The sequence below is a fragment of the Methylobrevis pamukkalensis genome (genome assembly GCF_001720135.1).
Lineage (GTDB): Bacteria > Pseudomonadota > Alphaproteobacteria > Rhizobiales > Pleomorphomonadaceae > Methylobrevis > Methylobrevis pamukkalensis.
Genome location: NZ_MCRJ01000004.1, coordinates 31,212 through 55,536 on the forward strand (window position 1 = coordinate 31,212; position 24,325 = coordinate 55,536).

A 24,325-nucleotide genomic window follows, 5' to 3' on the forward strand; every position below is an offset into this window, starting at 1 on the left:
CCCCTTCCCCGTCCTCCTCCTCTGCGGCAGCCGCGGCGCGCGGGCACCGCCACCGCGCTCGCCCAGGGCGGGCTTGCCGCCGCGATCGGCGACGGCGACGCCCCGGCGCTCCACGCCGACGACACCGTCGCGCCGGCGCCGGCCTCACCGATCCTGCGATCGCCCGGCTCGTGGCCGAGGGCGCGCCGCGGGCGATCGACGATCTCGTCCGGCTCGGCACGCCGTTCGACCGCGACGGCGCCGGCCGCCTCGCGCTCGGCCTCGAGGCCGCCCATGGCCGCCCGCCGCATCGTCCATGCCGCCGGCGACGCCACCGGCGCAGCCGTGCTGGCGGCGCTTGCCAACGCCGTGGCCGCGACCCCGTCGATCGAGGTCCGCGAGGGCCTGCTGGTCGCCGGCCTGGTCGAGGCCGGCGGGCGGATCGCCGGGGTCCGGCTCGCCGACGGCACCGTGCTGTCCGCCCGGGCCGTGGTGCTCGCCACCGGCGGCATCGGCGGGCTCTACCGCTCGGCGACCAGCCCGCGCGGCGCCACCGGCCGCGGCCTTGCCATGGCGGCGCGGGCCGGGGCGGTGCTGCGCGACATGGAGTTCGTCCAGTTCCACCCGACCGCGATCGCGGTGGCCGGCGACCCGATGCCGCTCGCCACCGAAGCCCTGCGCGGCGCCGGGGCGATCCTCGTCGACGAGTCCGGCCGGCGGTTCATGGCCGACGTGCCGGGCGCGGAACTGGCCCCGCGCGACACCGTCGCCCGGGCGATCCACGCCGAGATCGGCGCCGGACGCCGGGTGTACCTCGACGCGCGGGCAAGCGTCGGCGCGGCCTTTCCGAGGCGCTTTCCGACCGTCGACCGCCTGTGCCGGGCCGCCGGCCTCGATCCGGTCAACGCCCCGATCCCGGTGCGCCCGGCCGCCCACTATCACATGGGCGGCGTGAAGGTGGACGGCAGCGGCCGGTCGAGCCTTGCCGGCCTCTATGCCGTCGGCGAGGTCGCGTCGACCGGGCTGCACGGCGCCAATCGGCTCGCCAGCAACTCGCTGATCGAGGGCCTCGTCTTTGCCCGGGCAATCGCCGAGGCGATCCTCGGCGACAGCGCGCCATCGCTCCGGCCGCGCACGGCCGCGATCGCGGAAGGCCGCGACATCGACGCCGGATTCGACCTGCGCGCGCTGATGGCGCCCGCGCCGGGGTGATCCGCGACGCGGCCGGCCTCGCGCAGGCGATCGACCGGCTCGCGCCGCTGGCCGCCGGCTCCGGCGCGCTGGCCGACGGGGCGCTGGTCGCGCTGTTCGTCGCCGTCGGCGCCCTCCTTCGCGAGGAAAGCCGCGGCGGCCATTTCCGCGCCGATCATCCGCAGGCGGCGGCGCTGGCCGTCCACGGCGAGCTCACCGCCGACCGCCTGTTCGACCTTGCCGGGCAGACGCCCGCCCCGCGAAGGAACCTTGCGTGACCACCACCGAGCTTCACCGCCTGCCCGCTCTCCTCGTCGAGCCGATCGTCCGTGCCGCCCTGCTGGAGGACCTCGGCCGGGCCGGGGACATCACCACCAACGCCGTGGTGCCGGCCAGTGCGCGGCTGTCGGTGGTCGCCGCCACGCGGCGGCCCGGGGTGGTGGCCGGCGTCGATGTCGCGGCGCTGGCCTTCCGGCTCGTCGATCCGGGGTTGACGATCGAGGTGCTGAAGCCCGACGGCACGGCGGTGATGCCGGGCGATGCGGTGCTCGCCGTGTCCGGTCCGGCGCGGCCGATCCTCACCGCCGAGCGGGTGGCGCTCAACTTCCTCTGCCGCCTGTCGGGGGTGGCCACGGCCACCGCCGGCCTCGTTGCCGCCGCGCAAGGCAACGGTCATGCCCGGATCACCTGCACGCGCAAGACGACGCCAGGCCTCCGGGCGCTGGAAAAATACGCCGTGCTGGCCGGCGGCGGGTCGAGCCATCGCTACGGCCTCGACGATGCGATCCTGATCAAGGACAACCACATCGCCGCGGCCGGCGGCATCCGCCCGGCGCTGGAGGCGGCGCGCGCCGCAGTCGGCCATCTGGTCAAGATCGAGGTGGAGGTCGACACGCTCGCCCAGCTCGAAGAGGCGCTCGCCATCGGCATGGACGCGGTGCTGCTCGACAACATGCCGCCCGAGATGCTGACGGCGGCCGTCGCCATGGTGGCGGGCCGGGCGATCACCGAGGCCTCCGGCACCGTGACGCTGGCCAGTGTGCCGGCGATTGCCGCCGCCGGCGTCGACGTCATCTCCTGCGGCTGGCTGACCCACAGCGCGCCGATCCTGGACTTCGGCCTCGACGCGGTGTGAGAGCGGGGATTTTGCTGGCGCGGCGGGTGGAATTGCGCAGGCCGCGCGGAATGCGGAAGGGCGGACTCGCCCCCCCTCGCCTCCGTCATCCCCGCGTCAAGCGGGGACCCATCGAGCGGCAAGGAAAACGGTGCGGTGGCAGCTGAAGCCAAGCTTCGACCCCCCGCCCGTGATCCCATCCGACCATCCGCCCGGAGAGGGATGGATCCCCGCTTGACGCGGGGATGACGGAGGCGAGAGGGGAGCAGGGATGACAATCGAGAGGTGGGAGCCGGGTAAAGACCACCGCCCGCTCTCCGCCCCTCGCCTCTGTCGTCCCCGCGCCACATGTTCTCTCAGCCCACCATCCTCACTCGATCGCCGCCTTCACCTTGTCCGCCACCTCCGGCGAGACCCAGGCCGTCCACACGTCCGGACTGGACTTCAGAAAATGCTTGGCCGCGGTCTCGCCGGTGGCCTGGTTGTCGGTCATCCAGGCGAGAAGCCTGTTGACGGTGGCGTTGTCCCAGGAGCGGCGGGTGAGGTAATCGTAGGCCGGGCCGCCGGCGTCGCGGAAGCGCTGCGTCACCACGGTGCGCACGTCGGAGGTGACCCAGGCGTTGGGCTTGGGGTCGGCGCAGCCGATCACCGTGGTGCAGCGGTCCCATTCGGCCTTGTCGAAGGTGACGCCCTCGCCCGGATCAAGCCGCACCATCTCGTATTTGCCGAGGATGGCGGTCGGCGACCAGTAATAGCCGAGCCAGGGTTCCTTGCGCTCGAAGGCGCGGGCAATCGAGCCGTCGAGACCGGCGGCCGAGCCGGTGTCGACGAGAACGAAACCCTTGTCCTCGCCGTCATAGGCGCGGAACAGGTTGCCGACGTTGGTCTCGCAGCCCCAGCCGGTCGGGCAGTTGTAGACCGCACCCTTGCCCGGGTCTTCCGGTGCCGGGAACAGCTCCGGCCGGGCGAGCGCATCGGGGATCGAGCGGATCTCCGGATGGGCCTCGGCGACATATTTCGGGATCCAGAAGCCCTCGGCCGCGCCGTCCGACAGCGTCGAGACTGCATAGAACAGCCGCCCCTCGGCGACCGCCGTGTCCAGCGCCTCGCGGTAGGAGTTGATCCAGCCCTCGGGCGCGACGTCCGGCTCGCCCTTCTCGATCATCGAGGTCAGCGTCGGCTGGGTGTCGCCGACGACGAGTTCCGCCGCACAGCCATAGCCTTCGGTGAGGATGAGGCTGTCGATCCAGGCCAGCACCTCGGCCGAGGGCCAGTTCATGTTGGCGATCGTCACCCGGCCGCAGTCGGCGGCGAGCGCGCCGGGCGCGGCGAGCATGGCCGCGGCAACCGCGGCCCCTGCGATGACTGTCTTCATGTCCGATCGTCTCCCAGCTGGATCTCGCCCCGACCCCGGCTCCGCATCTGGCCGTGGACCCGCCCATGACCTCGCGCCGCGGCACGTGAGCCTCGCATCCCGAGGAACATCGGGCGCGAGCGGGCAACGGCAAGCCATGGCGCGATGTTCCGGGCCCGAAAACTTTTCGGCCAGCGCCGGGGCGGCGTGCCCTATTCCGCCGCGCGGTCCTGATCCGCAGCCCATCCGGCGCCGTCCGGCCCGGGGCGGGCGCCGCCGAAGGCAAGCTCCGGCTCGGCCGCCTCGCGGCGGCGCAGGTCCGCCTCGCGTTCGGCGACATAGCCGCGGGTGATCGGCAGGATGTCGTTGCGCCGCGTCAGCTGGATCTGGAACACCACCACGTCCTCGTAGCGGAAGGCCGCCTCGGAGACGGCGAGGTAGAATTCCCACATCCGGCAGAAGCGTTCGTCGTAGAGCGCCTTGGCCTCGTCCCAGGCGGCCATGAAGCGCGTGCGCCAGCCTTGAGCGTCTCGGCGTAGTGCAGGCGCAGGATCTCGATGTCGGCGACGGCGAGGCCGGAGCGTTCGATCGCCGGCAGGATCTCCGACAGGGTCGGCAGGTGGCCGCCGGGGAAGATGTATTTCGTGATCCACGGATTGGTGAAATCCGGCACGCCGGTGCGGCCGATGGTGTGCAGCAGCATCACCCCGTCCTCGGCGAGCAGCCGGGCGCAGGCCTCGAAATAGGCGTCGTAGCTGGACGCGCCCACATGCTCGAACATGCCGACCGAGACGATGCGGTCGAAGCGGCCAGTGGTCTGGCGGAAGTCCTCCAGCGCGAAGGTGTCCGGATCGACGCCGCGCGCCGTGGCCCTGCGCCGCGCGGTGGCCAGCTGCTCTTCCGACAGGGTGATGCCGCGCATCGGGCCGGCGCCCGCGAAGGTCGCGAGATAGAGCAGCATGCCGCCCCAGCCGCAGCCGATGTCGAGCACGCTCATGCCCGGCTCGATCATCAGCTTGGCCGCCACATGCCGCTTCTTGGCAAGCTGGGCTTCCTCGAGGCTGGCGTCCGGCGTCTCGAAATAGGCGCAGGAATACTGGTGGTCGGCGTCGAGGAACAGATCGTAGAGCCGGCCGTCGAGATCATAGTGATGGGCGACGTTGCGCCGGGCCTTGGACACCGGATTGCTGGCGGCCAGCCGGCGGAAGGCGCGGCGCAGCACGGCAAGCGCGCGGCCCGGCATCAGCGCCCGGTCACCGCCGGTGGTCTCCAGGCAGAGCCGCAAGAGGTCGTCGAGGCTGCCGGCCTCGATCAGCAGCCGTCCGTCCATGTAGAGTTCGCCGAGCTTCAGCTCCGGGTCGCGGATCAGTTCGCGCACCGCGCCCGCATCGGCGAAGCGGACGGCGACCCGGGGCGAGCCGCCGTCGCCGAAGGTCTGGCGGCGGCCGACCGCGTCGATGACCTCCAGGGTTCCGGTGCGAATCACGGCGCGCAGCACGCGCCCGAGAAGATGATCGGCGATCATCGGCACTTCCTCTCGTCTCGCCGCGAGGGGGATCGGCAACGCCGTCCCGGTCGCAAGGGTCGATCCGGCAGGACCGGTTCCCGGTCAGGATACCTGATTATATCCACCGTGCACGCCCGCAGGCGCGCCCTCGCGATCGAAGGTTGCCGTCGCACCCGCCATCACCGGACCTCGGCCCCCCGGGGCTCCGGGTCAGACCAGCAGTTCGGCGAGATCGCCGTCGACCACCAGCCGGTCGACGATGCCGGTCGCGAGCATGGCGCGCACCGGCTCGGCCTTGATCCGCCCGGCGGCGAGCAGCACCACCTCGTGGCTCATCAGGTCGTCGAGGCTGACGGCGATGGTGCGGTTGTTGAGCTCGGTCGGCACGATCCGGCCCTTGGCATCGAAGAACTTGCCGGTGGAATCGACCACGGCGCCGGCCGCGGTCACGGAGGCGAATTCCTCGGCGGTGACGAGGCCGCTCGAATGCAGCGTCGAGCCCTCGCGGCATTCGCCGCAGCCGACGAAATAGACGGCCGCCGAGCGGGCGACCTCCAGCGTCTCGCGGACGATGCGCTGGCTCATGATGACGTCGACGTCGGCCTCGCTGTCGACGAGATAGGGCGCGGCGAGGAAATAGGCCTCGCCGCCGCAGCTTGCGGCCAGCTGGGTGCAGACGTCGAAGGGATTGGCCTTGGCCGTCCGGGTCAGCGAGCCGACCAGCGACACGTAGCGCACGTCCTTCTTGCGCACGCCGGACAGCGCCTCGGCCATGCGGGCGATGGTGCGACCAAGGCCGATGCCGATCGTCACCGGCCCGTCGACCTGCAGCTTGCGGGCGAGCAGCCCGGCCGCGGCGATGCCGACCGCGCGACGCGCGACCTCGGCTTCCGCATCGGTCGGCGCGGCGTCGAGATCGATGCCGAGCTTGGGCGTGACGATGCATTCGCGCAGGCCGTAGCCGGCGGTCAGCTTGTCGGCGGCCCGGAGCGTGGCGGTGGTGCCGTGTTCGATGGCGATGCGGACGATGCCGCGCTCGCGCGCCTCGGCCAGCATCCGCGTCACCCGGAAGCGCGAGATGCCCAGGGCGTTGCCGACCTCTTCCTGACTCTGCCCGCCGACGTAGTAGAGCCAGGCAGTGCGAACCAGAAGGTCGTCGTCCTTGGGAATTTCAAGCATGGGCGGTCGTCCGGAGGAGGGCCTGCATCAGGATGTCGGGATCGTGTTCGCACAATCGGACTTCCGATGCACGGATGCAACCGTTCCGGATGCGGGATGTCAAGGATTTCACAGCGATCGCGCCGGATCCGACGAAAAAGGCCGGGCCATTGCGGCCCGGCCCTTCCGTGGATCGATGCGCCGGCGATCAGCCCGCGTCGGCTTCGCCGCTCAGTTCCGTGCCGGTCGCCTGGTCGACGACCTTCATGGAGAGGCGGACCTTGCCGCGGTCGTCGAATCCCATGAGCTTGACCCAGACCTTGTCGCCTTCCTTGACCACGTCCTTGACGTTCGCGACCCGGTGCGGGGCGAGCTGGGAGACGTGGACGAGGCCGTCGCGGGTGCCGAAGAAGTTCACGAAGGCGCCGAAGTCGACGACCTTCACCACGGTGCCCTCGTAGATCGCGCCGACTTCCGGGTCGGCGGCGATGCCGCGGATCCAGTTGAGGGCGGCCTGGATGGCCTTGCCGTCCGAGGAGGCGATCTTGACGGTGCCGTCGTCCTCGATGTTGACCTTGGCGCCGGTCTTCTCGACGATCTCGCGGATCACCTTGCCGCCGGTGCCGATCACTTCACGGATCTTGTCGGTCGGGATCTTGATGACCTCGATGCGCGGGGCGTGTTCGCCCAGCGTGGCGCGGGCGCCGGTGAGGGCCTTCGACATCTCGTCGAGGATGTGCAGACGACCGCCCTTGGCCTGGTCGAGGGCGACCTTCATGATCTCCTCGGTGATGCCGGTGATCTTGATGTCCATCTGCAGCGAGGTGACGCCGCCGGCGGTGCCGGCCACCTTGAAGTCCATGTCGCCGAGGTGATCCTCGTCGCCGAGGATGTCGGAGAGCACCGCGAAGCGCTCGCCTTCCTTGATCAGGCCCATGGCGATGCCGGCCGTCGCGGCCTTCATCGGCACGCCCGCGTCCATCAGCGCCAGCGAGGCGCCGCAGACCGAGGCCATCGACGAGGAGCCGTTGGATTCGGTGATCTCGGAGACCACGCGGATCGTGTAGGGGAAGTCGTGCTTCTGCGGCAGCATCGGATGCACCGCGCGCCAGGCGAGCTTGCCGTGGCCGATCTCGCGCCGACCCGGCGACCCCATGCGACCCGTCTCGCCCACCGAATAGGGCGGGAAGTTGTAGTGCAGCATGAAGTTCTGCTTGTAGGTGCCTTCCAGCGCGTCGACGAACTGCTCGTCCTCGCCGGTGCCGAGCGTCGCGACCACGAGGGCCTGGGTCTCGCCGCGGGTGAACAGCGCCGAACCGTGGGCGCGCGGCAGGACGCCGACTTCGGCGACGATCGGGCGGACCGTGACGAGGTCACGGCCGTCGATGCGGCTGCCGGTGTCGAGGATGTTCCAGCGGACGATCTTGGCCTGCAGTTCCTTGAAGACGCCGGCGACGGCTTCCTTGGAGAAGCGCGGCTCCTCGCCTTCGGGGAACATGCCGGCCATGACCTTGGCCTTGGCGGCGCTGACGGCCTCGTAGCGGTCCTGCTTGACCGTGAGCTTGTAGGCGTCGCGCAGGTCCTGCTCGGCGATGGCGAGCACGGCCGACTCGATCTCGGACACGTCGGCCTGGGTGAAGTCGCGCGGCTCCTTGGCGGCGCGCTCGGCGAGGCGGATGATCGCGTCGATCACCGGCTGCATCTCGCGATGACCGAACATCACCGCGGCAAGCATGGTCTCCTCGTCGAGCTCCTGAGCCTCGGACTCGACCATCAGCACGGCGTCATGGGTGCCGGCGACGACGAGGTCGAGCTTGGAGTCGGCCATGCGGTCGACGGCCGGATTGAGGACGAACTCGCCGTCGAAGTAGCCGACGCGGGCGCGCCGATCGGGCCCATGAACGGCACGCCCGACAGGGTCAGGGCGGCGGAGGCGGCGACCAGCGCCAGCATGTCCGGCGCGCTCTCCATGTCGTGGGAGAGGACGGTGACGACCACCTGGGTGTCGCACTTGTAGCCATCGGGGAACAGCGGGCGGATCGGGCGGTCGATCAGGCGCGAGGTCAGGGTCTCGTGCTCGGACGGACGACCCTCGCGCTTGAAGAAGCCGCCGGGGATCTTGCCGGCCGCGAAGGCCTTTTCCTGGTAGTTGACGGTCAGGGGGAAGAAGTCCTGGCCGGGCTTGGGCTCCTTGGCGGAGACCACGGTGGCGAGCACGGAGGTGTCGCCGTAGGTGGCGAACACGGCGCCGTCGGCCTGGCGGGCGACACGGCCGGTCTCGAGCACGAGCGGACGCCCGCCCCATTCGATCTCGACGGTCTGGATGTCGAACATGTAGGTCTGCCTTTCTTGCGCGAAGCGGCAGAGCGCACGTCCCGAACACGCGGCGACACTCCTGTCGACCGCATCACACCGGGGGCCCATGGCCACGGGCAAGACGGCGGGAGGCTCCTTCGCCCTTGCGGCGGGAAGCGTCCGGCGATCCTGCCCCATGACCGCGATCGCTCTGCGGCCTCGTTGCACGGTCCGGCCCGTTTCTGCGGGCCGTCCTGCGGGGGTTTCAAAAAATCGAAGGGGCGGACTGGCATCCGCCCCGTTCGAAGGTATCGGTCAGCGGCGAAGGCCGAGACGACCGATCAGGTCCTGATAGCGGCCGGCATCCGACCGCTTGAGATAATCGAGGAGCTGACGGCGCTGGCTGACCAGCTTCAGGAGCCGCGGCGTGAGTGGTTGTCCTTGCCGTGGGTCTTGAAGTGGCCGGTGAGGTTGGAGATGCGCTCCGACAGGATCGCAACCTGAACTTCCGGCGAGCCGGTGTCGTTCGGCTTGGTCGCATATTCGAGAATCAGCGCGGACTTGCGCTCGGGCGTAATCGACATCGGGCATTCCTTTCCGTGGCGGCGCGGATCAGGTCCGCGCCAGGTTGAACACGCGCTTCGGGGAGAATGCGCCACGGTCGATGTCACCGAGGGCCACCAACTGGCCCCGGCACACGGCATAAGCCGGTCCATCGAACGTGGGAGCATCCCGTCCGCGCAGCAGAACCGGCTGACCATTCCGCAGCCTGTTCGCGTCCGCTTCGCTCATGGCCAGCGCCGGGATGTCGTCCAGCGCGGTCTCGACGGGGCGGATAAGTCTTGCAAGGTCGTCCTCGCGGGCGGGACTATGCCGCAAGGCCTCCAGCATTTCCAGCGAAATCATGTCGTCCTCGCCGAAGGGGCCGACGGCGAGGCGGCGCAGTTCGATGACATGGCCGCGGCAGCCGAGCTGGCGGCCCATGTCGCGGGCGAGCGAGCGGACATAGGTGCCCTTGCCGCATTCGGCCTCGAAGATCGCGGTGTCGGTGTCGGGACAGTCGACGAGATCGAGCGCATGGATCTCGATCGGACGGGCCTCGAGCTCCACCTCCTCCCCGGCGCGGGCGAGATCATAGGCGCGCTCGCCGTCGACCTTGATCGCCGAGAAGGCCGGCGGCACCTGCATGATCACGCCCTCGTAGTCGTCGAGCACGGCGTTGATCTCGTCCGGGGTCGGGCGGACGTCGGCGGTCGCGACCACCGGGCCCTCGGCGTCGTCGGTGGTCGTCTCCGCGCCCCAGCGCACGGTGAAGCGGTAGACCTTGGCCCCGTCCATGACGAAGGGCACGGTCTTGGTCGCCTCGCCCAGCGCGATCGGCAGCATGCCGGAGGCGAGCGGGTCGAGGGTGCCGGCGTGGCCGGCCTTGGAGGTGCCGACGAGGCGCTTGACCGCGCCGACGGCCTGGGTGGAGGTCATGCCGAACGGCTTGTCGAGCACGACCCAGCCGTGCACGTCGTTCTTCTTGGGTTTTTTCGCCATGGGGTCTTCGTCGTTCCGCGGCGGCGGGGATTCGGACCCGGCCGCTGCGCGCCATTTCATCAGGCTCGCGTCCTACAGAGGAACGCCGCTGCGCGCAACGAGGAATGTGGCGGGCGCCCGTCCGCAAGGCCGGGCCGAAACCCGGGCCTTGGGGGCCCGCCTCACACCCCGAGGAACAGTTCGCGGAAATTCTCCGCGCCGAGCAGGTCGCGGGCGGCGCAGGACATGCGGACGGTGCCGCCGTCCAGCACGTAGACCCAGTCGGCGAGCGCGAGGATCTGCTGCGGATTTTCCTCCACCACCCAGATCACCGTGGTGCCGGCGTCGTTGATCGCCTTGATGCCCTCGGCGACCTCCGTGGTCATGTGCGGCGACAGGCCGGAGGTCGGCTCGTCGAGGATGATCAGCTTCGGGTTGGAAATCAGCGCCGAGCCGATCGCCAGCATCTGCCGCTCGCCGCCAGACAGCGAGGCACCCTTCTGGCTGCGGCGCTGCCGGAGCCGCGGAAAGCGGGCGTAGATCGCCTCGATCGCCGCGCCGGCGGCGCCGCGAGGCAGGAGATTGCAGCTGAGTTCGAGATTTTCCTCGACGCTGAGCGCGCCGAACACGTTGCGGGTCTGCGGCACGTAGCCGACGCCGAGCGCGGCGATCGCCTGCGGTTCGAGGCCGTCGATCCGGGTGCCCTCGAAGCGGATCTCGCCGCCCATCACCTCGACGAGCCGCATGATCGCCTTGGTCAGCGTGGACTTGCCCGCGCCGTTCGGCCCGATGATCGCCACCATCGCGCCGGCGGCGACGTCGAGGCTGAGGCCGTGCAGCACCGGTAGCCGGCCATATCCGGCGACGAGGTCGCGGACCACGAGCTGTGCGGGGGCGCCGTTGTTGTCTGTCATGATGTGTCCACCTGTCCGGTGCGGGCGGGGGGAGAGCCCCCGCCCGGTCGCGCGGATGAGGCCCGGCCTCAGTTGGCGGGATAGGCGCTGGTGTCGATCGTCTTCAACGACACCCATTCGCCCTTGTCGTCGATCTGCAGCAGGCGGGTCGCCGGGACGGCGACGTTGCCGGTGTCGCTGAAGTCGAGCGGGCCGGAGGCGCCGTCGTAGTCGATGTCCTTGCCCTCGGCGAGCAGCTTCACGCCGTCGGCATAGGAGAACACCTTCTCGCCTTCCGGCCGGGAGACGTCGATCAGCTTGGAATCGATCGCCTCGCCGGTGGTGGCGCCCGCCGCCTGCATGGCGAGCGCGGCGAGGATCACCGCGTCATAGGTCTCGGCCTGGTAGAAGCCCGACTGCGGGGCCTCGCCGAAGCGCTTGGCGTAGGCCTCGGAGAACCGCGCCCAGCTCGGCGCGCCTTCCACCTGGCTCGACACCGGGTTGATCGCGCCCTTGACGATCTCGGCGCCGGCGGCCTGGACGAAGTCCTGGCTCTGCAGTTCGGCGGTGACCCAGTATTTCCAGTCGTAGCCGCGCTGGTAGGCCTGCTTGACGAAGTTGACGCCGGTGGTCTGGCCGGCGGCGACGAAGATCAGGCCGCCCGGCGTGGCGTCGGCCACTTCCTTGATCTCGTTGAGATAGTTCGACTGGCCCGGCGCCAGCGTCACGGTCTTGACGACCTTGCCGCCGAATTTCTCGTAGTTGCGCACGAAGGTGTTGGCAGCGCTGAGCGTGCCTTCGAGATTCTCCACGACCATGACGATCTCGGTCTGCTTCATCTCGTCGATGAGCAGCTTGGCGTGGACGACGCCGAGGAAGCTGTCGGAGGCGTTGGTGCGGTAGATGTAGTTGCCCTTGCCGCCGGCCTTGTCGAGGCCTTCGGTGCCGGCGGAGGTGGAGATGATCGGGGTCTTGGTGTCCTTGGCAAAGGACAGCAGCGCCATGATCGGATCGGATTCCGGGCCGATGATCGCGCTCACGCCGTCGACGCTGACGAGCTTCTGCGCGCCGCGCACGCCGCCCGCCGCCGTGGACGTGTTGTCCTCGGGGACGAGCACGACATTGTTGCCGAGCACGCCGCCGGCGGCGTTGATTTCCTCCACGGCGAGGATGGCGCCGTTGTTCAGCGCGCCGGCCCAGGGGGCCATGTCGCCGGTGAAGCCCACCATGAAGCCGAGCTTGACGTCCTCCGCTGCGGCGGGCCCGACGAGGCAGGCGACACTCACGGCGGCAAACAGGGCACTTTTCAGAGTCCTAGGCATGATTTCGGGTCCCCTCGTTGGATTTATTGCAGGTCGGTCTTCGCACTCTTCCCGATGTAGAGTTCGAGGACCTTCTGGTCCGCGATCACCTCGTCGGGGGTTCCTTCCGCAATGATGCGACCGTCCGCCATCGCGAAGATCCGGTCGCAGACGTTGCAGACGAATTTCAGGTTGTGATCGACGAGCAGGAAGCTCACGCCCTGGTCGCGCAGGGCACGAATGCGCGACGCAAGGCTCTCGATCAGCGCCGGATTGACGCCCGCGGCCGGCTCGTCGAGCATCAGCAGCACGGGCCCGGCCATCATCGCCCGGGCAAATTCCAGCATCTTGAGATCCGGGGCGCTGAGATCCTCGGCCCAGACGTCGCGCTTCTGGTAGAGGCCGAAGTCGGCGAGGATGGCCGAGGCCGCCTCCAGGGTCTCGGCCGGCACCCGCGCCGGCGAGAAGGGCGAGGACCGCCGGTCACGGTCGTGGCGGGAGAACACCAGCATGTTCTCCATCACCGTCATCCGCGGAAAGCCGACCGGGGTCTGGAAGGTGCGCAGGATGCCGAGCTTGGCGATCTCGCTCGGGTCCCTGGCGGTGATGTCGCGGTCCATGAAGCGGATGCTGCCGGCGTCGGCCTTGAGGAAGCCGCTGATCACGTTGAACAGCGTGGTCTTGCCGGCGCCGTTGGTGCCGATCAGGCCGGTGATGCTGCCGGGCTCGACCCGCAGCGACACGTCGTCCACCGCCTTGACGCCGCCGAAGGAGAGCTTGCAGGAGGAGACGTCAAGCATTGTGCGACACCATGGCCTTGGCGCCGGCCGGAGCCGCGCCGCCGAAGACGGTGGCGCGCTCGGGGAACAGGCCGTTGGGCCGCCAGCGGAGGATGAGGATGAGGGCGAGGCCGATCACGGCCGTGCGCAGCGAGGCGACGGTGGCGGCGGCCTCGCCGGAGACGGGAACGAAGCGCAGGATGTCGTGCAGCAGCACGAAGATGAAGCCGCCGACGAGGGCGCCGCGCAGGCTGCCGAGGCCGCCGATGATCACCGCCGTCCAGACGAAGAAGGTGACGTCGCTGGAATACTGGCCCGGGGTGACGATGGTGTTGTACCAGACGTAGAACACCCCCGCGAGACCGCTGATCGTGCCGGCCACCACATAGGCCTTGAGATTGTGCCGGCGCGGCGCGATGCCGGCGGTGATCGCCAGCGCCTCGTTCTCGCGCACGGCCTTGAGGCTGCGGCCGAAGGGCGAGATCACCATGTGGCGCGTCACGAGGAAGACGATGGCGAGACCCGCCACCAGCAGGGCCAGCAGCAGGAAGCCGTAGGCCGAGGGATCGACCGCCTCGCGCAGCGGCGGGCGCAGGCCGTAGATGCCGGCGACGCCGTTGGTCAGCCAGGCCTCGTTGACGAAGATCTGGCGGATCACCTCGGCGAAGGCGAGCGTGGTGATCAGGAAGTATTCCCGCTTGAGCCGCAGGGTCAGCGCGCCGATCAGCAGCGCGAACAGCGCCGCCGCGATCATCGCCGCCGCCATGCCGGCCCAGACCGGCGCCTCGAAGCCGAAGATGTAGGCCTGGTAGGAGGCGGCCGGCGGGGCCGTGACGATGACATAGGCATAGGCGCCGATGCCGAAGAAGGAGACGATGCCGAGATCCCAGAGGCCGCCGACCCCGGATTCCAGATTGAGCGCCACGCAGAGCATGGCGTAGATGGCGCCGAGGCTGACCATGCTGACGAGGAAAAGCAGAAGTCCGCTCATCTGTCCCGAACCCTTTTTCGCCGGATCCGGCGGCCTTGTCCCGGGTCAGGGAACTGTGCCGCGGTCCGAAGTCGTCTCGTTGTCCTGTGCCGGGCGGGGACCACGCGGCCACGCCCGGAGCGACCCGTCAGTGCGTGCGCGTCTTGCCGCCGCCCCACAGCGACTGCAGCCCGCCCGGCCGCACCAGCAGCACGGCGATGATCAGCGCGAAGGCGAGGCCCGTGCGGTAGCTCGACGACACGAACATCAGGCCGATCTCGATGCCGAAGGCGAGCACCACGGAGGCGAGCATCACGCCGTAGATGCTGCCGAGACCGCCGAGCACCGTGACGGCGAGGATCATGATGATCATCTGCCAGCCCATCTGGGTGTGCAGCGAGCCGACGATACCGAGGAACACGCCGGCGAGACCGGCCAGCGCGGTCGCCACGAACCAGACGATGTCGGACGTGCGGCGCGGGTCGAAGCCGCGCACCCGGGCGAGATCCTCGTTGTCGGCGACGGCGCGGATGCTCTTGCCGGCCCAGGTGTAGGTGAGGAACACGTGGACGCCGAGCGCCGAGACGATCGCCAGCAGCACGATGGCGAATTCGTAGGGCGTCATGAACGGCTGGCCGGCGATCTGCCAGGCGCGCATCGGCGGCAGGTCGAAGGCGAGCATGCGCTTGCCGGCCAGCGCCCCGACGATGCCGTAGATCACGTAAGCCGCGCCGACCGAGGTGAACAGCAGCACCAGGATGCCCTTGGACTTCACCGGCTTGAACAGGACCCGGTTGAGGATCACGCCGGTGAAGCCGCAGCCGATCGAGGCGAGGATCGCGGCGGCCCACAGCGGCAGGCCGAGGCCGTCGAGCCACAGCGCCAGATAGGCCCCCATCAGCAGCGCCTGGCCGTGGGCGATGTTGATGAAGCCTTCGGTCTTTAATGTCATTGAAAAGCCGATGGAGGACAGCAGCAGGATGCTGGCCGAGATTGTCCCGAAAATCAGGATGTCCATCGCACTCTCCGATCCGATGCGGGGCATTGCCTTGCCCTCTGTCCACCACAAGCTAGCCGCAGTTTTTAATCAGGTCAAAAGTATTTTGCGTCATTTTTCGTCTGGGCAAATATCTGCCGACGATTTGTGCAGTCTGCCAACGGGTGGAGCGGCGGCGTCTGCATCAGAGGGCAGTCGTGGCGACACCCTCGACCCCGGCCACGCCTTGACTCCGCTCAAAGATCCAGCGTGATCCGCGCGGTCCGGGCCCGCGAGCAGCAGATGACGATGCTGTTCTCCTTCTCGCCCGGCATCAGCACGGTGTCGCGGTGGTCCGGCGTGCCATCCAGGACGCGGGTGATGCAGGTGCGCAGGTGCCTTCCATGCAGCTGTAGTCGATGTCGAGACCGGCCCCGAGCAGGGCGTCGAGGATGGTCTGCCCCGCGGGTACCGCGATTTCCCGGCCGGTGCGGGCGAGCACGACGGTGAAACCCGCGTCGCTGTCGCGCGGGCCGGCGTCGGCGTTGGCAAAGCGCTCGAAATGCAGGCGCTCGCCGCGCGCGCCGGCCACCGCCGCGACCGCGGTCATCAGGCCTTCCGGACCGCAGCAGTAGACGTGGGCATGGTCCGGTGCCGCGCCGATGTGGCCGGCAAGATCGACGCCCGGGCCGCATCGCCCCCGTCATGGTGGACGATCACGGCATGGCCCGCGGCGGCGAGCGCCGCGAAGTCGGCGGCAAAGGCCGCGCTGTCCCGGTCGCGCGTGAGATAGACGACGGAAAAGGCACGTCCCGCGGCACCGAGTGACCGCGCCATCGCGAGAATGGGCGTCGCGCCGATGCCGCCGGCGATCAGAAGCGCCGGTTCGGCTCCGTCATGGAGGGGAAAATGATTGCGCGGCCTTGAGACGGCGATCTCGTCGCCGACATGAACGGCGCGGAACATCTCCGCCGACCCGCCCCGGCCCGGCTCCTCGCGCTGCACGGCGATGCAGTAGCGGTGGGTTTCGGCCGGGTCGTTGTGGAGCGAATACTGCCGCTCCAGGCCGGAGGGCAGGAAGACGGTGACGTGCGACCCGGCCGTGAAGCCGGGAAGCACGTCACCCCGCTGGCGCGGAACCAGTTCGAAGGTGCGGATGCGCGGGGTCAGTTCGGCGACGGCGCGCACCCGGAGGGTCAGTGTCTCGGTCATCCGCGTCGTCCCGCTTCTGAGGTCGGCGCCGCGCGCGCGTGCGCGTGTCAGGATCCAGATTTCAGGGCCCCTGTTTCAGGGAACGAAGGCCTCGGCCTTGTCGAGATCGCGCAGCATGCGCCGGTACTGCACCGCGCCCGCGTCGGGGAAGCGGATGTGCAGTTCCTCGCTGATCGACACCGGGATCTGCTCGGGCCGCTGGGTCTCGACGATCACCCGGTCCTGCTCCATCACCGTGTCGAAGCCGCCGGTGAACTGGGCGTCGGCCTTGTCCAGCGAGTGATTGCGGCCGACGAAGACGTAGATCCGGGTGAAGGTGTCGTCGATCGGCGCGGAGAGGAAGGACAGGCAGGTGATGTCGCCTGGCTTCGACTCCTCGTTGTCCGACCAGGTCTTCACATTGCCGACCTTCACCACGCTCTTGCGGTCGTGGACGATGAAGGGAAACTCGATGACATAGTCGCGCAGCAGGTGGCCGTCGTCATAGGCGTAGTTCAGCCCGCGCTCGGTCTTCGTCACCTCGTAGGGCTTGATCACTGGCCCGTCGGCAAGCTCGGTGTAGCCGAGATGGACGAAGTTGAAATGCGAGAAGTCCATGGCATTCTCGACGACGCGGCCGGCCGAGGCCTTCCAGTCGTAGGTGTTGACGAGGATCACCCGGTGGTCGGGCCGGTTCCAGGCATCGTCCGGCCATTCGGGGAAGGGCATCGCCGGCTCGGCGAGGCAGACCCAGACGAGACCATAGGCCTCGCGGGCCTTGTAGGCGATGGCGCGCGCCTTTTCCGGGATCGGCGCGCCGGGGGCGAGCGAGGGAATGTGCACGCAGGCGCCGGTCTTGTCATAGGCCCAGCGTGATAGGGGCAGACGATCCGGCCGTTCTCGGCGCGGCCACCCGCCGAGAAGGCGGCGCCGCGGTGGATGCAGAGATCCTTGAAGATCGCCACGCCCTCGTCGTCGCGAAAGGCGACGACCTGTTCGCCGAGCATGCGGAAAGCGGTCGGCACGCCGGTGACTTCTTCCGTACGGGCAATCGGGTGCCAGTAGTTGCGGAGCGAAAGTTTCGACATGCCGACCTCCAGTTTCTCGAGCGGGTGCGGTCCCGTATTTAATAAGCTCAACTTTTATTTTGATATATTCAAAATCATTTGGAGCTTCTTGTCAACGAGATGCGGCGTCACGGCACCAGCACGAGCTTGGAGCCCGGCGAGCGCATCTGCAGCTCGAAGGCGCTGGCGACGTCCGACAGCGGCATCGCCGTGAAGGTGGTGGCGAGCTCGCCGGCGAGCACATGGTCCTGCATGCGCGCAAAGGCCGCGGCGCGCGGGCCGTGGGCGACGCTGCCACCGGAAAAGCCGAGGATCGCGCTGCGCGGAAAGCGCATGAAGGCGGGATTGAGCACGAGTTCGGCCCCCGCGCTGTTGCCGATCTGGATCAGGCGGCCGCCGGCGGTGAGGCAGGACAGCGCGGCCTTGGCCGGCGGACCCCAGAGCGGATCGACGACGACGTCGAGCCGGCCGGCGCAGGCTTCGCGGATGCGGCCGGCAAGGTTGTCCTCGGACGAGAGATCGACCACCGCGTCGGCGCCGAGTTCCAGAGCGCGGGCCTGGCCTTCGGCCGAGCGGGCGGCGGCGACCACGCGGCCGGCGCCGAGCAGGCGGGCCGCCTGCAGCGCGACCACGCCGACGGCGCCGCTGGCGCCGAGCACCAGAACCGTCTCGCCGGCGACCAGCCGGGCGCTTTCGCTGAGGGCGAGCCAGCCGGTGAGGCCGGCGATGCCGAGCGCCAGCGCGGTGCCGTCGTCGATGTCATCGAGCAGCGGCATCAGCGCCCCGGTCGCGGCGAGGCTCATCTCGGCCATCGAGCCGAAGGGGGCGCGGCTGGCGGAGAAGTAGACGCGGCGGCCGTCGACGGTGCCGACGCCCTCGCGGCCGGGCACCGAGGGCAGCATCGGCGGGCCGATCCGGCCCGAGGCGAGCAGCACGTCGATCGGGTTGAGGCCGGCGGCGGTGACGGTGACGAGGCTTTCGCCCTCGCGCGCCACCGGCGCCTCGAAGCTGGCGTAGTCGGGGATACCGGGCGCGCTGAGAACCGCAGCCTTCATGATCAGGACCTTTCAAGGGGGGTAGCCGCGCCAATGCCGGGATTGGGGACCGGATGGTCGAGATTGGCGGCGGCGAGAAACAGGGCAAGCAGGGGATAGTAGCCGGCGATCGCGACCACATCGGTCGCGGCGCCCCGGCCGAGCGTGGTCGACAGATGGGCGAGCGCCGCGGCATCGGCGACGTTGCCGGCGATCGCCCGATGACAGAAGACGATGATCGCGGCGGCCGGATCAACGGGGTCGAGCGCGGCGACATCGCCGCTTCGGGCGGCCTCGATCACGGCGTCGCCGAGGCCTTCACGGCGGCCGATCGGCTCGTGATAGTCCCACTCGTAGCCGGAGCCGTAGGCAGCGGCGGCGGCGAGGATCGCCACCTCGCGCAGGTCCGCCGGCAGCGCGCCGGAAAAGCGGATCGCCGCGCCGACACCCTGGATCGCATCGGCGAGCACCGGGCTGTCGAGCATGGCGAGGAAGGGCCGGGGCACGTCGCCGCGCGGCCCGGAGGCGATGGCGTCGAAGACCGCCTTCTGGGCGGAGGTCATCGCATTCGGATCGCTGGCGCCGATCTGCACGTCTCGTCTCCTCGCCCCGCACTCGGGGAACTGGGTCTCACATCAAGGGAATTGTCATCCCCGCGAGCGAAGCGAGGGAAGGGGATCCAGAAGCTGGCCACCGAAGTCCGCGGCTGATTTCTGGATCCCCTTCCCTCCCCGAGCTGCGCTCGGCTCGCCGGGGATGACAACCGGAGGGTCAGAGGCATGGACCGCTGCCAACCACTCATCACTCCGGCCGTCATGGCAAAAACCCCGGCCGTCGCCGGCCGGGGTGTGGTCGTGCGTGCGGGACTCAGCGGCCGTCGGGGCCGCCGGAGATCATGCCGGACGCGATCTGGCGCGGGCCGAAGATCGCCTTGGCGACGTCACCGACCGCCTCGACATTTTCCTCGATGCCCTTGAAGCAGACGATGCGGCAGGGGCAGGCCTCGAGGCCTTCGTAGCGCCACGGGAAAGCACCGATCACCGCGCGCTGGTTGAGCATCAGCTCGATGTCGCCGCCGATGTTCTCGGCGTGGATCAGGCCCTCCTGGAAGGCCTGCGAGTGGAAGGGGAAGTAGTCTTCCACGACCTTGCGGCCCGAACGCTTGTGCGTGTAGCTGTTCTTGCCGAAGAACTCGTCGCAGGTCATGCCGACCTTTTCCTCGAACTGCTTGGCAAGGTCGGGGCGCATGCGGCGAATGGTGGTGTTCATGGCATGGTCGCCCGAACCGGCGTCGATACCGAACCACTTGATCTTCTTCTTCAGCATCCAGTCGAGCAGTTCCTGCTTGCCGCCCGGGTGCATGCAGAAATACTTGACGAGATCCTGCTCCGGCTTGCCTTCCCAGTAGCGGTGCCAGCCGGTGTGGATGATCAGGATGTCGCCGTCCTTCACCTCGACCGGCGCGCTCTCGATCATCTCCGGGGTGATGACCGCCCAGTCGTCCATGTGCTCGGAGACGTCGACCACGGCACCCGGGCCGACGAGGAAGTCCATCGGGTAGGAGGCCATGTCGCCCATGCCGTCGGTGCCGTGCATGGCGCCGTCGATGTGGGTGCCGACATGCAGGGCCGAATCGATGCGCTGGGCGACGATGTGGATCGTCTGCAGGTTCTGCGCATAATACATCTTGTTGCCGGCGTAGCCGACCCAGCCCGGGGTGTGGACGTTCATCAGGTGAGTGAGATCAACGATCTGCATCTGAAATGACTTTCTTCAGGGGTTGAACGGCGGGCGCCGCAAACGCGGCGCCGGGAGATCGGGTGCGCGCGTCAGCGCGAGGACGACTGCGGCTTCACCAGGTTGCGGATCCAGCCCTTGAGCGCGAGCAGCAGCAGGCGGAAGCCGCCGAGCGGCTTGGTCTCGGCGGGCGGCGCGGCAACCGGCGCAGCCGGCGTTGCCACCGACCCGTCCGCGGTTGCCGCCACCGGGGCAGCGGCCTGGAGCCGGGTCTCGACGTTGCGCACGAAGTCGGCGACGAGGATGTTGGCGATCTCGGCGATGATGCCGGTGCGGCCGAACTGGGCGATGGTGCCCGACAGCTGGATGTCGGACTCGACGCCGACCTTCGTCGTCGCCCCATCCGGCACGACCGTGCAGGTCATCGTCATCTTGCCGCGGCTGTTGCCCTTGCGGTCGACGCCCTTGCCGTCGAGCGCGATGGTCCGCGCCGTCTCGTCATAGACGACCTGGGCTTCGCCCTCGAAGCTTGCCTGGAACGGGCCGACCTTGCTCGTCACCTTGCCGGTGTGGCCGCCGCCCTCCTTCGGCCCGAGATATTCGGCGCCGGGCAGGCATTCGGCGAGCGCGGGAATGTCGTGGAAGAAGGCCCAGACCTCGTCGACCGGCCGGTTGATGGTGAAGTCCTGCTGGAGTTTCATGCGGTCTGTCCTTGTTCCGGTCTGGCCTTGTTCCGGGCTGGGCGACGTCACCAGGCGGTGCCGTCGACGGTGATCGCGTAGACGTCGGTGCGCCGGTCCTCGCGCGGGCGGACCAGTTCGGACCGCACCTGCGCGGCCTTTGCTGCCGACGGATCGATCGCCGCAAGCGCGATGCCCTCGCGGTCGGGATCGAGGGGACCGGCGAGCACCGTGCCCCACGGATCGACGATCAGCGAGGAGCCGAGAAAGCGCACGTCGTCGCGCCGGCCCGGCTGGGAGGCGCAGCAGATGAACACCTGGCTGAGATTGGCCTGCAGGATCGCCCCGCGCGCCTGGCCGATGTAGCCCATGGCGTCGAAGGGATCGGCATCGAAGCCGCCGACCCAGGCGGTGGGCACCGCGATGATCGACGCGCCCTTGAGGGCGAGCGCCCGCACCACCTCGACGAAGCGCAGGTCGTAGCAGACGCAGATGCCGACCTTGCCGAACGGCAGGTCGGCGACCGGCAGACCGAGATCGCCGGGCGTGAACACGTGCTTTTCCCGGTCGAACAGATGCAGCTTGCGGTAATGGCCGACGAGACCGTCCGGTCCGACCAGCATCGCTGCATTGTAGAGGCGGCCGTCGGCGCGCTCGCAGAAGCCGCCGGCGATGTGGATGCCGAGGCGCGCGGCGGCGGCCTGCCAGGCTTGAAGCGTCGGCCCGTCCACGGGCTCGGCGCAGGCCTCCAGTCCGTCGCGGTCGATGCCGTAGCCGGAGATGGAGAGTTCCGGGAGGATCACCAGCTTCGCGCCGGCCGCCGCGGCCTGGTCGATCAGGTCGAGCGTCCGCGCCCGGTTCTCGTCCGGCCGGTAGAGCGCGCTCTGGAACTGGACGGCGGCGACGCCAAGGCTCATTTCGGCGGTTCCGCGTCGGCCGGCAACGCCTTGACCGCCTTGAGCAGCGGCACGTCGGCCGGGGCCGGGCCGCCGACGCTGACGATGCCGGTGCCGCGGTTGGCCTTGACCGCGTGCTTGACCCCGACCGGCACGTGCACGACGCAGCCGGCGCGGAACGGCACCTCGATGTCATTGGTGAAGTCGCAGATCGTGCCCTCGCCCTCGAGGATGAAGATGGTATCCTCGGACAGCGAATGGATATGGGGCACGTTCTCCTCGCCCGGCTCGAGCCGGACATAGTTCATGTTGGCGTTCCAGGCACCGACGCCCGGCCACACCACGAAGCGGGCATCCTTCGAGATCAGCGGCAGGCGCAGGGTCGGGTGGTCGCGGTGGAAGATCCGGATCGCCATCAGAGTGCGCCTTCCAGGGCAGCGATGCCGGCGTAGAACGCGGCATCGGGCGGACAGGGGCCGCCGAGGATCTCGATCCTGGCATCGGTCTCGATGCGGTAGCTGTCGCCGGCATCGATGTGAACCATCGTGCCCTCGACGAGTTCGGACGTTCCGTCACCGCCGAGATCGACGATGCGGCCGGTTCCGGATATCACGTAGTAGACACAGTCCGACGCATGGCTCAGGGGAATGGTTGAGCCGCCTTCGGTAAGTGAGATAAGCTGAAAACTCCGGAACCTGGCACCGTTACCGGGCCAGAGCACCACACGCCCGCGGCCGTTTCTTTCGATGATCGGAATTTCCGGACAGTCAGACGAGGTGTCGATGACACGCACCACATTCGCGGAAGAGGTCATATCTGGCGCTCATTTTGTTTGTCATTGAACGGATTTTAATTTAGTCAAAAAACAAGGTCAACACCATGGTTGATCCGGAACGCCGGAAAATACACGTCAAGCTCGGCCGAGCTGACGGCGACGAAGGGACTTCGCAGATGGACATGCCTTCGGAAGGCGGGCTCGACTCGGTGGCCGACGCGACGGCCAGCGCGCTGGCGGCGATCGGCAACCGGATTCGCGAGGCCCGGCTCGGCCGCGGCATGACCCTGCAGGCGATCGCGCAGGTGTCGGGCGTCAGCCCGTCGATGCTGAGCCTCGTCGAGCGCGGCCGCGCCTCGCCCTCGATCGGCTCGCTGATCGTGATCGCCAATGCGCTCGGCATCACCATGTCGGAGCTGGTGGCGACCCCGGAGGTGCGGGAAGACCGGCTGGTGGTCCATTCCGAGGATGCCCCGATCGTCGAGACCGCCAAGCATGTGGTGCGGCGGATGCTGCGCGAGGACCGCGAGCGCGGCGTCTCGGTTGCGCTCAACGAATACGAGGCCCACACCGGCAGCGCCGAGCGGCCGATCTCCCACGAGGGCTTCGAATACGGCTTCATCCTCGAGGGCCAGCTGACCGTCGAGGTCGACGGCATCAGCCACCAGCTCAAGGCCGGCGACCTGATCGCCTATGACTCGCGGCGGCAGCACAAGATCTGGAACCACGGCGGCGGCAAGGTCCGCACCCTGTGGTTCAACCTCGACCGCGGCTGAGGCGCCGGAAACATCCGGCCGGTCGCGGCCAGGCCGCGCCGCGCTCACCGGAGCCCCGCGACAAGGGCATGCAGCCGCGACGGCGAGACCGGCAGGCGGGTGACGAGACCCGGGCTCTGCAGCGCATCGTCGATTGCCGCGGCGATCGCCGCGCCGACGGCCGTGATCCCGCCCTCGCCCGCGCCCTTTACTCCCAGCGGATTCTGCGGGCTCGGCGCGTCCTCGCGCACGAAGGCCTCCACCGGCGGCATCTCGTGGCAGGTCGGCATCAGATAGTCGGCGAGGCTGGCCGCGAGCGGCTGGCCGCCCTCGTCGTAGACGAATTCCTCCAGCAGCGCGCCGCCGATGCCCTGGGCGCAGGCGCCGACGATCTGCCCCTCGACCAGCATCGGATTGACCGCGCGGCCGACATCGCAGGCGACCACGTAGCGCTCGACCGTCACGCCGCCGGTCTCGCGGTCGACCCGCACCTGCGCGACATGGATGCCGTAGGGATAGTTCATGTGGTCGGCGGCGAACTCGCCCTCGCCGGTGAGCCCCGGTCCGCCGAGATGCCGGGCGACGTCGGCGAGCGACGCCGAGGCGCCCGAGGCGGAAACGAAGGAACCCTTCTCGAAAATGAGACCGGCGGGATCGGCCTGCAGCAGGGCGGCAGCGGCGGGACGCGCCCGCGCCAGAACATCCTCGCTGGCGATCTTCACCGCCGAGCCGGTCATCACCGTGACCCGCGAGGCGAAGGCGCCAAGACCGTATTCGATCCGGTCGGTCTGGCCGTGGATCACCCGCATCCGCTCGGGCGCGATGCCGAGGGTTTCGGAGGCGATCTGCGCCAGCACGGTTTCCACCCCCTGCCCGATCGACGCGACGCCGGTGACGATCTCGACGCTGCCGTCGGGAGCAATCGCGATGCGGGCGAGATCCTTCGGGCCAAGGCCGCTCTTTTCCACGAAGAAGGCAAGGCCGAGCCCCACCGCCTCGCCGGCGTTGCGCCGGGCGGCGACATCGATCCGCGCCTGCGCATGGCCGACATGGGCGAGCGTGCGGTCGAGCAGGTCGTGGTAGAGGCCGGAATCGTAGACCACGTGGGTGCCGAGCGTGTCGAGGCCGCGGTGGAACGGCATCGCCTCGGCC

The 24,325-nt window shown here is 69.0% G+C and carries 25 protein-coding genes and 3 pseudogenes; 5 read left to right on the forward strand and 23 right to left on the reverse strand.

The features are described 5' to 3' along the window. Window positions 1-84: 84 nt before the first annotated feature. The 3 genes from A6302_RS01590 to nadC are packed head-to-tail and all read left to right on the forward strand — an operon-like array spanning window position 85 to window position 2,305. Complete coding sequence (locus A6302_RS01590; RefSeq protein WP_245293857.1) at window positions 85-1,191, forward strand: FAD-binding protein; 1,107 nt, start codon at window positions 85-87, stop codon at window positions 1,189-1,191. After that, window positions 1,188-1,448 carry a hypothetical protein gene (locus A6302_RS23890; protein ID WP_245293855.1) on the forward strand — a complete coding sequence of 87 codons (261 nt, stop codon included), beginning with the start codon at window positions 1,188-1,190 and terminating at the stop codon, window positions 1,446-1,448. The genes A6302_RS01590 and A6302_RS23890 overlap by 4 nt, the downstream gene beginning before the upstream one ends. Then, entirely contained in the window at window positions 1,445-2,305 is an 861-nt protein-coding gene (gene nadC / locus A6302_RS01595) for a carboxylating nicotinate-nucleotide diphosphorylase (RefSeq protein ID WP_069305574.1), read from the forward strand. The genes A6302_RS23890 and nadC overlap by 4 nt, the downstream gene beginning before the upstream one ends. Window positions 2,306-2,654: 349 nt before the next feature. Here nadC and A6302_RS01600 read toward each other — a convergent pair whose 3' ends face one another. From A6302_RS01600 to A6302_RS25960, 15 genes and pseudogenes are all read right to left on the reverse strand, one after another. Next, the gene (locus A6302_RS01600; protein WP_069305575.1) at window positions 2,655-3,659 is read right to left on the reverse strand and encodes an ABC transporter substrate-binding protein; all 1,005 of its coding nucleotides are present in this window, start codon (window positions 3,657-3,659) and stop codon (window positions 2,655-2,657) included. A 191-nt stretch (window positions 3,660-3,850) separates the two neighbouring features. After that, window positions 3,851-5,163: pseudogene (locus A6302_RS01605) on the reverse strand (cyclopropane fatty acid synthase). A 192-nt stretch (window positions 5,164-5,355) separates the two neighbouring features. Continuing rightward, the gene (locus A6302_RS01610) at window positions 5,356-6,324 is read right to left on the reverse strand and encodes a sugar-binding transcriptional regulator (protein WP_083255402.1); all 969 of its coding nucleotides are present in this window, start codon (window positions 6,322-6,324) and stop codon (window positions 5,356-5,358) included. Between the two features lie 187 nt (window positions 6,325-6,511). Next, window positions 6,512-8,637: pseudogene (gene pnp, locus A6302_RS01615) on the reverse strand (polyribonucleotide nucleotidyltransferase). A gap of 276 nt (window positions 8,638-8,913) precedes the next feature. Continuing rightward, window positions 8,914-9,182 (reverse strand): annotated as a pseudogene (gene rpsO / locus A6302_RS01620) (30S ribosomal protein S15). Between the two features lie 28 nt (window positions 9,183-9,210). Continuing rightward, window positions 9,211-10,200 carry a tRNA pseudouridine(55) synthase TruB gene (truB, locus tag A6302_RS01625; RefSeq protein WP_425349098.1) on the reverse strand — a complete coding sequence of 330 codons (990 nt, stop codon included), beginning with the start codon at window positions 10,198-10,200 and terminating at the stop codon, window positions 9,211-9,213. Window positions 10,201-10,301: 101 nt separating this feature from the next. Next, entirely contained in the window at window positions 10,302-11,033 is a 732-nt protein-coding gene (locus tag A6302_RS01630; RefSeq protein ID WP_069305578.1) for an ABC transporter ATP-binding protein, read from the reverse strand. A gap of 68 nt (window positions 11,034-11,101) precedes the next feature. Then, window positions 11,102-12,334, reverse strand: coding sequence for an ABC transporter substrate-binding protein (locus tag A6302_RS01635; protein ID WP_083255403.1), 1,233 nt, complete (start codon window positions 12,332-12,334; stop codon window positions 11,102-11,104). Between the two features lie 23 nt (window positions 12,335-12,357). Further along, the gene (locus A6302_RS01640) at window positions 12,358-13,113 is read right to left on the reverse strand and encodes an ABC transporter ATP-binding protein (protein ID WP_069305580.1); all 756 of its coding nucleotides are present in this window, start codon (window positions 13,111-13,113) and stop codon (window positions 12,358-12,360) included. Beyond that, on the reverse strand, window positions 13,106-14,083 hold the full coding sequence (locus A6302_RS01645) for a branched-chain amino acid ABC transporter permease (protein WP_069305581.1): 978 nt from the start codon (window positions 14,081-14,083) through the stop codon (window positions 13,106-13,108). Before A6302_RS01645 ends, A6302_RS01640 begins: the two co-directional genes overlap by 8 nt. A 127-nt stretch (window positions 14,084-14,210) precedes the next feature. Continuing rightward, the gene (locus tag A6302_RS01650; RefSeq protein ID WP_169833468.1) at window positions 14,211-15,080 is read right to left on the reverse strand and encodes a branched-chain amino acid ABC transporter permease; all 870 of its coding nucleotides are present in this window, start codon (window positions 15,078-15,080) and stop codon (window positions 14,211-14,213) included. 292 nt (window positions 15,081-15,372) lie between these two features. Further along, window positions 15,373-15,648, reverse strand: coding sequence for a 2Fe-2S iron-sulfur cluster-binding protein (locus A6302_RS20900; protein WP_083255404.1), 276 nt, complete (start codon window positions 15,646-15,648; stop codon window positions 15,373-15,375). Continuing rightward, window positions 15,648-16,250, reverse strand: a complete 603-nt coding sequence (locus tag A6302_RS20905) for a ferredoxin reductase (protein ID WP_083255405.1) — start codon at window positions 16,248-16,250, stop codon at window positions 15,648-15,650. Before A6302_RS20905 ends, A6302_RS20900 begins: the two co-directional genes overlap by 1 nt. Window positions 16,251-16,325: 75 nt before the next feature. Beyond that, a complete protein-coding gene (locus tag A6302_RS23895) occupies window positions 16,326-16,958 on the reverse strand; it encodes a hypothetical protein (RefSeq protein WP_083255406.1) in 633 nt (210 codons plus the stop codon). Then, a complete protein-coding gene (locus tag A6302_RS25960) occupies window positions 16,904-17,236 on the reverse strand; it encodes a Rieske 2Fe-2S domain-containing protein (RefSeq protein ID WP_425349099.1) in 333 nt (110 codons plus the stop codon). Before A6302_RS25960 ends, A6302_RS23895 begins: the two co-directional genes overlap by 55 nt. Here A6302_RS25960 and A6302_RS23900 point away from each other — a divergent pair. Next, on the forward strand, window positions 17,165-17,359 hold the full coding sequence (locus A6302_RS23900; RefSeq protein ID WP_069305584.1) for a hypothetical protein: 195 nt from the start codon (window positions 17,165-17,167) through the stop codon (window positions 17,357-17,359). The genes A6302_RS25960 and A6302_RS23900 overlap by 72 nt on opposite strands. A 65-nt stretch (window positions 17,360-17,424) precedes the next feature. Here A6302_RS23900 and A6302_RS01670 read toward each other — a convergent pair whose 3' ends face one another. From A6302_RS01670 to A6302_RS21870, 7 genes are all read right to left on the reverse strand, one after another. Continuing rightward, the gene (locus A6302_RS01670; RefSeq protein ID WP_069305585.1) at window positions 17,425-18,351 is read right to left on the reverse strand and encodes a quinone oxidoreductase family protein; all 927 of its coding nucleotides are present in this window, start codon (window positions 18,349-18,351) and stop codon (window positions 17,425-17,427) included. Between the two features lie 2 nt (window positions 18,352-18,353). After that, window positions 18,354-18,923, reverse strand: a complete 570-nt coding sequence (locus A6302_RS01675) for a carboxymuconolactone decarboxylase family protein (RefSeq protein ID WP_069305586.1) — start codon at window positions 18,921-18,923, stop codon at window positions 18,354-18,356. A 274-nt stretch (window positions 18,924-19,197) separates the two neighbouring features. Continuing rightward, on the reverse strand, window positions 19,198-20,088 hold the full coding sequence (locus A6302_RS01680; protein ID WP_069305587.1) for a cyclase family protein: 891 nt from the start codon (window positions 20,086-20,088) through the stop codon (window positions 19,198-19,200). Between the two features lie 71 nt (window positions 20,089-20,159). Continuing rightward, window positions 20,160-20,768, reverse strand: coding sequence for an SRPBCC family protein (locus A6302_RS01685; RefSeq protein ID WP_069305588.1), 609 nt, complete (start codon window positions 20,766-20,768; stop codon window positions 20,160-20,162). 47 nt (window positions 20,769-20,815) lie between these two features. Then, on the reverse strand, window positions 20,816-21,664 hold the full coding sequence (locus A6302_RS01690) for a nitrilase-related carbon-nitrogen hydrolase (RefSeq protein WP_069305589.1): 849 nt from the start codon (window positions 21,662-21,664) through the stop codon (window positions 20,816-20,818). After that, a complete protein-coding gene (locus A6302_RS01695) occupies window positions 21,661-22,059 on the reverse strand; it encodes a cupin domain-containing protein (RefSeq protein ID WP_069305590.1) in 399 nt (132 codons plus the stop codon). The genes A6302_RS01690 and A6302_RS01695 overlap by 4 nt, the downstream gene beginning before the upstream one ends. Continuing rightward, the gene (locus A6302_RS21870; RefSeq protein ID WP_141703360.1) at window positions 22,059-22,457 is read right to left on the reverse strand and encodes a cupin domain-containing protein; all 399 of its coding nucleotides are present in this window, start codon (window positions 22,455-22,457) and stop codon (window positions 22,059-22,061) included. The genes A6302_RS01695 and A6302_RS21870 overlap by 1 nt, the downstream gene beginning before the upstream one ends. Window positions 22,458-22,594: 137 nt before the next feature. On the opposite strand from A6302_RS21870, the gene A6302_RS01705 reads away from it, so the two are divergent. Next, window positions 22,595-23,194: a helix-turn-helix domain-containing protein gene (locus A6302_RS01705; RefSeq protein WP_069305592.1), complete on the forward strand. Its 600-nt coding sequence runs from the start codon at window positions 22,595-22,597 to the stop codon at window positions 23,192-23,194. Between the two features lie 44 nt (window positions 23,195-23,238). Here the strand turns inward: A6302_RS01705 and A6302_RS01710 are convergent, their stop codons facing one another. Beyond that, the gene (locus tag A6302_RS01710; protein WP_425349100.1) at window positions 23,239-24,315 is read right to left on the reverse strand and encodes a xanthine dehydrogenase family protein molybdopterin-binding subunit; all 1,077 of its coding nucleotides are present in this window, start codon (window positions 24,313-24,315) and stop codon (window positions 23,239-23,241) included. Window positions 24,316-24,325: the final 10 nt, after the last annotated feature.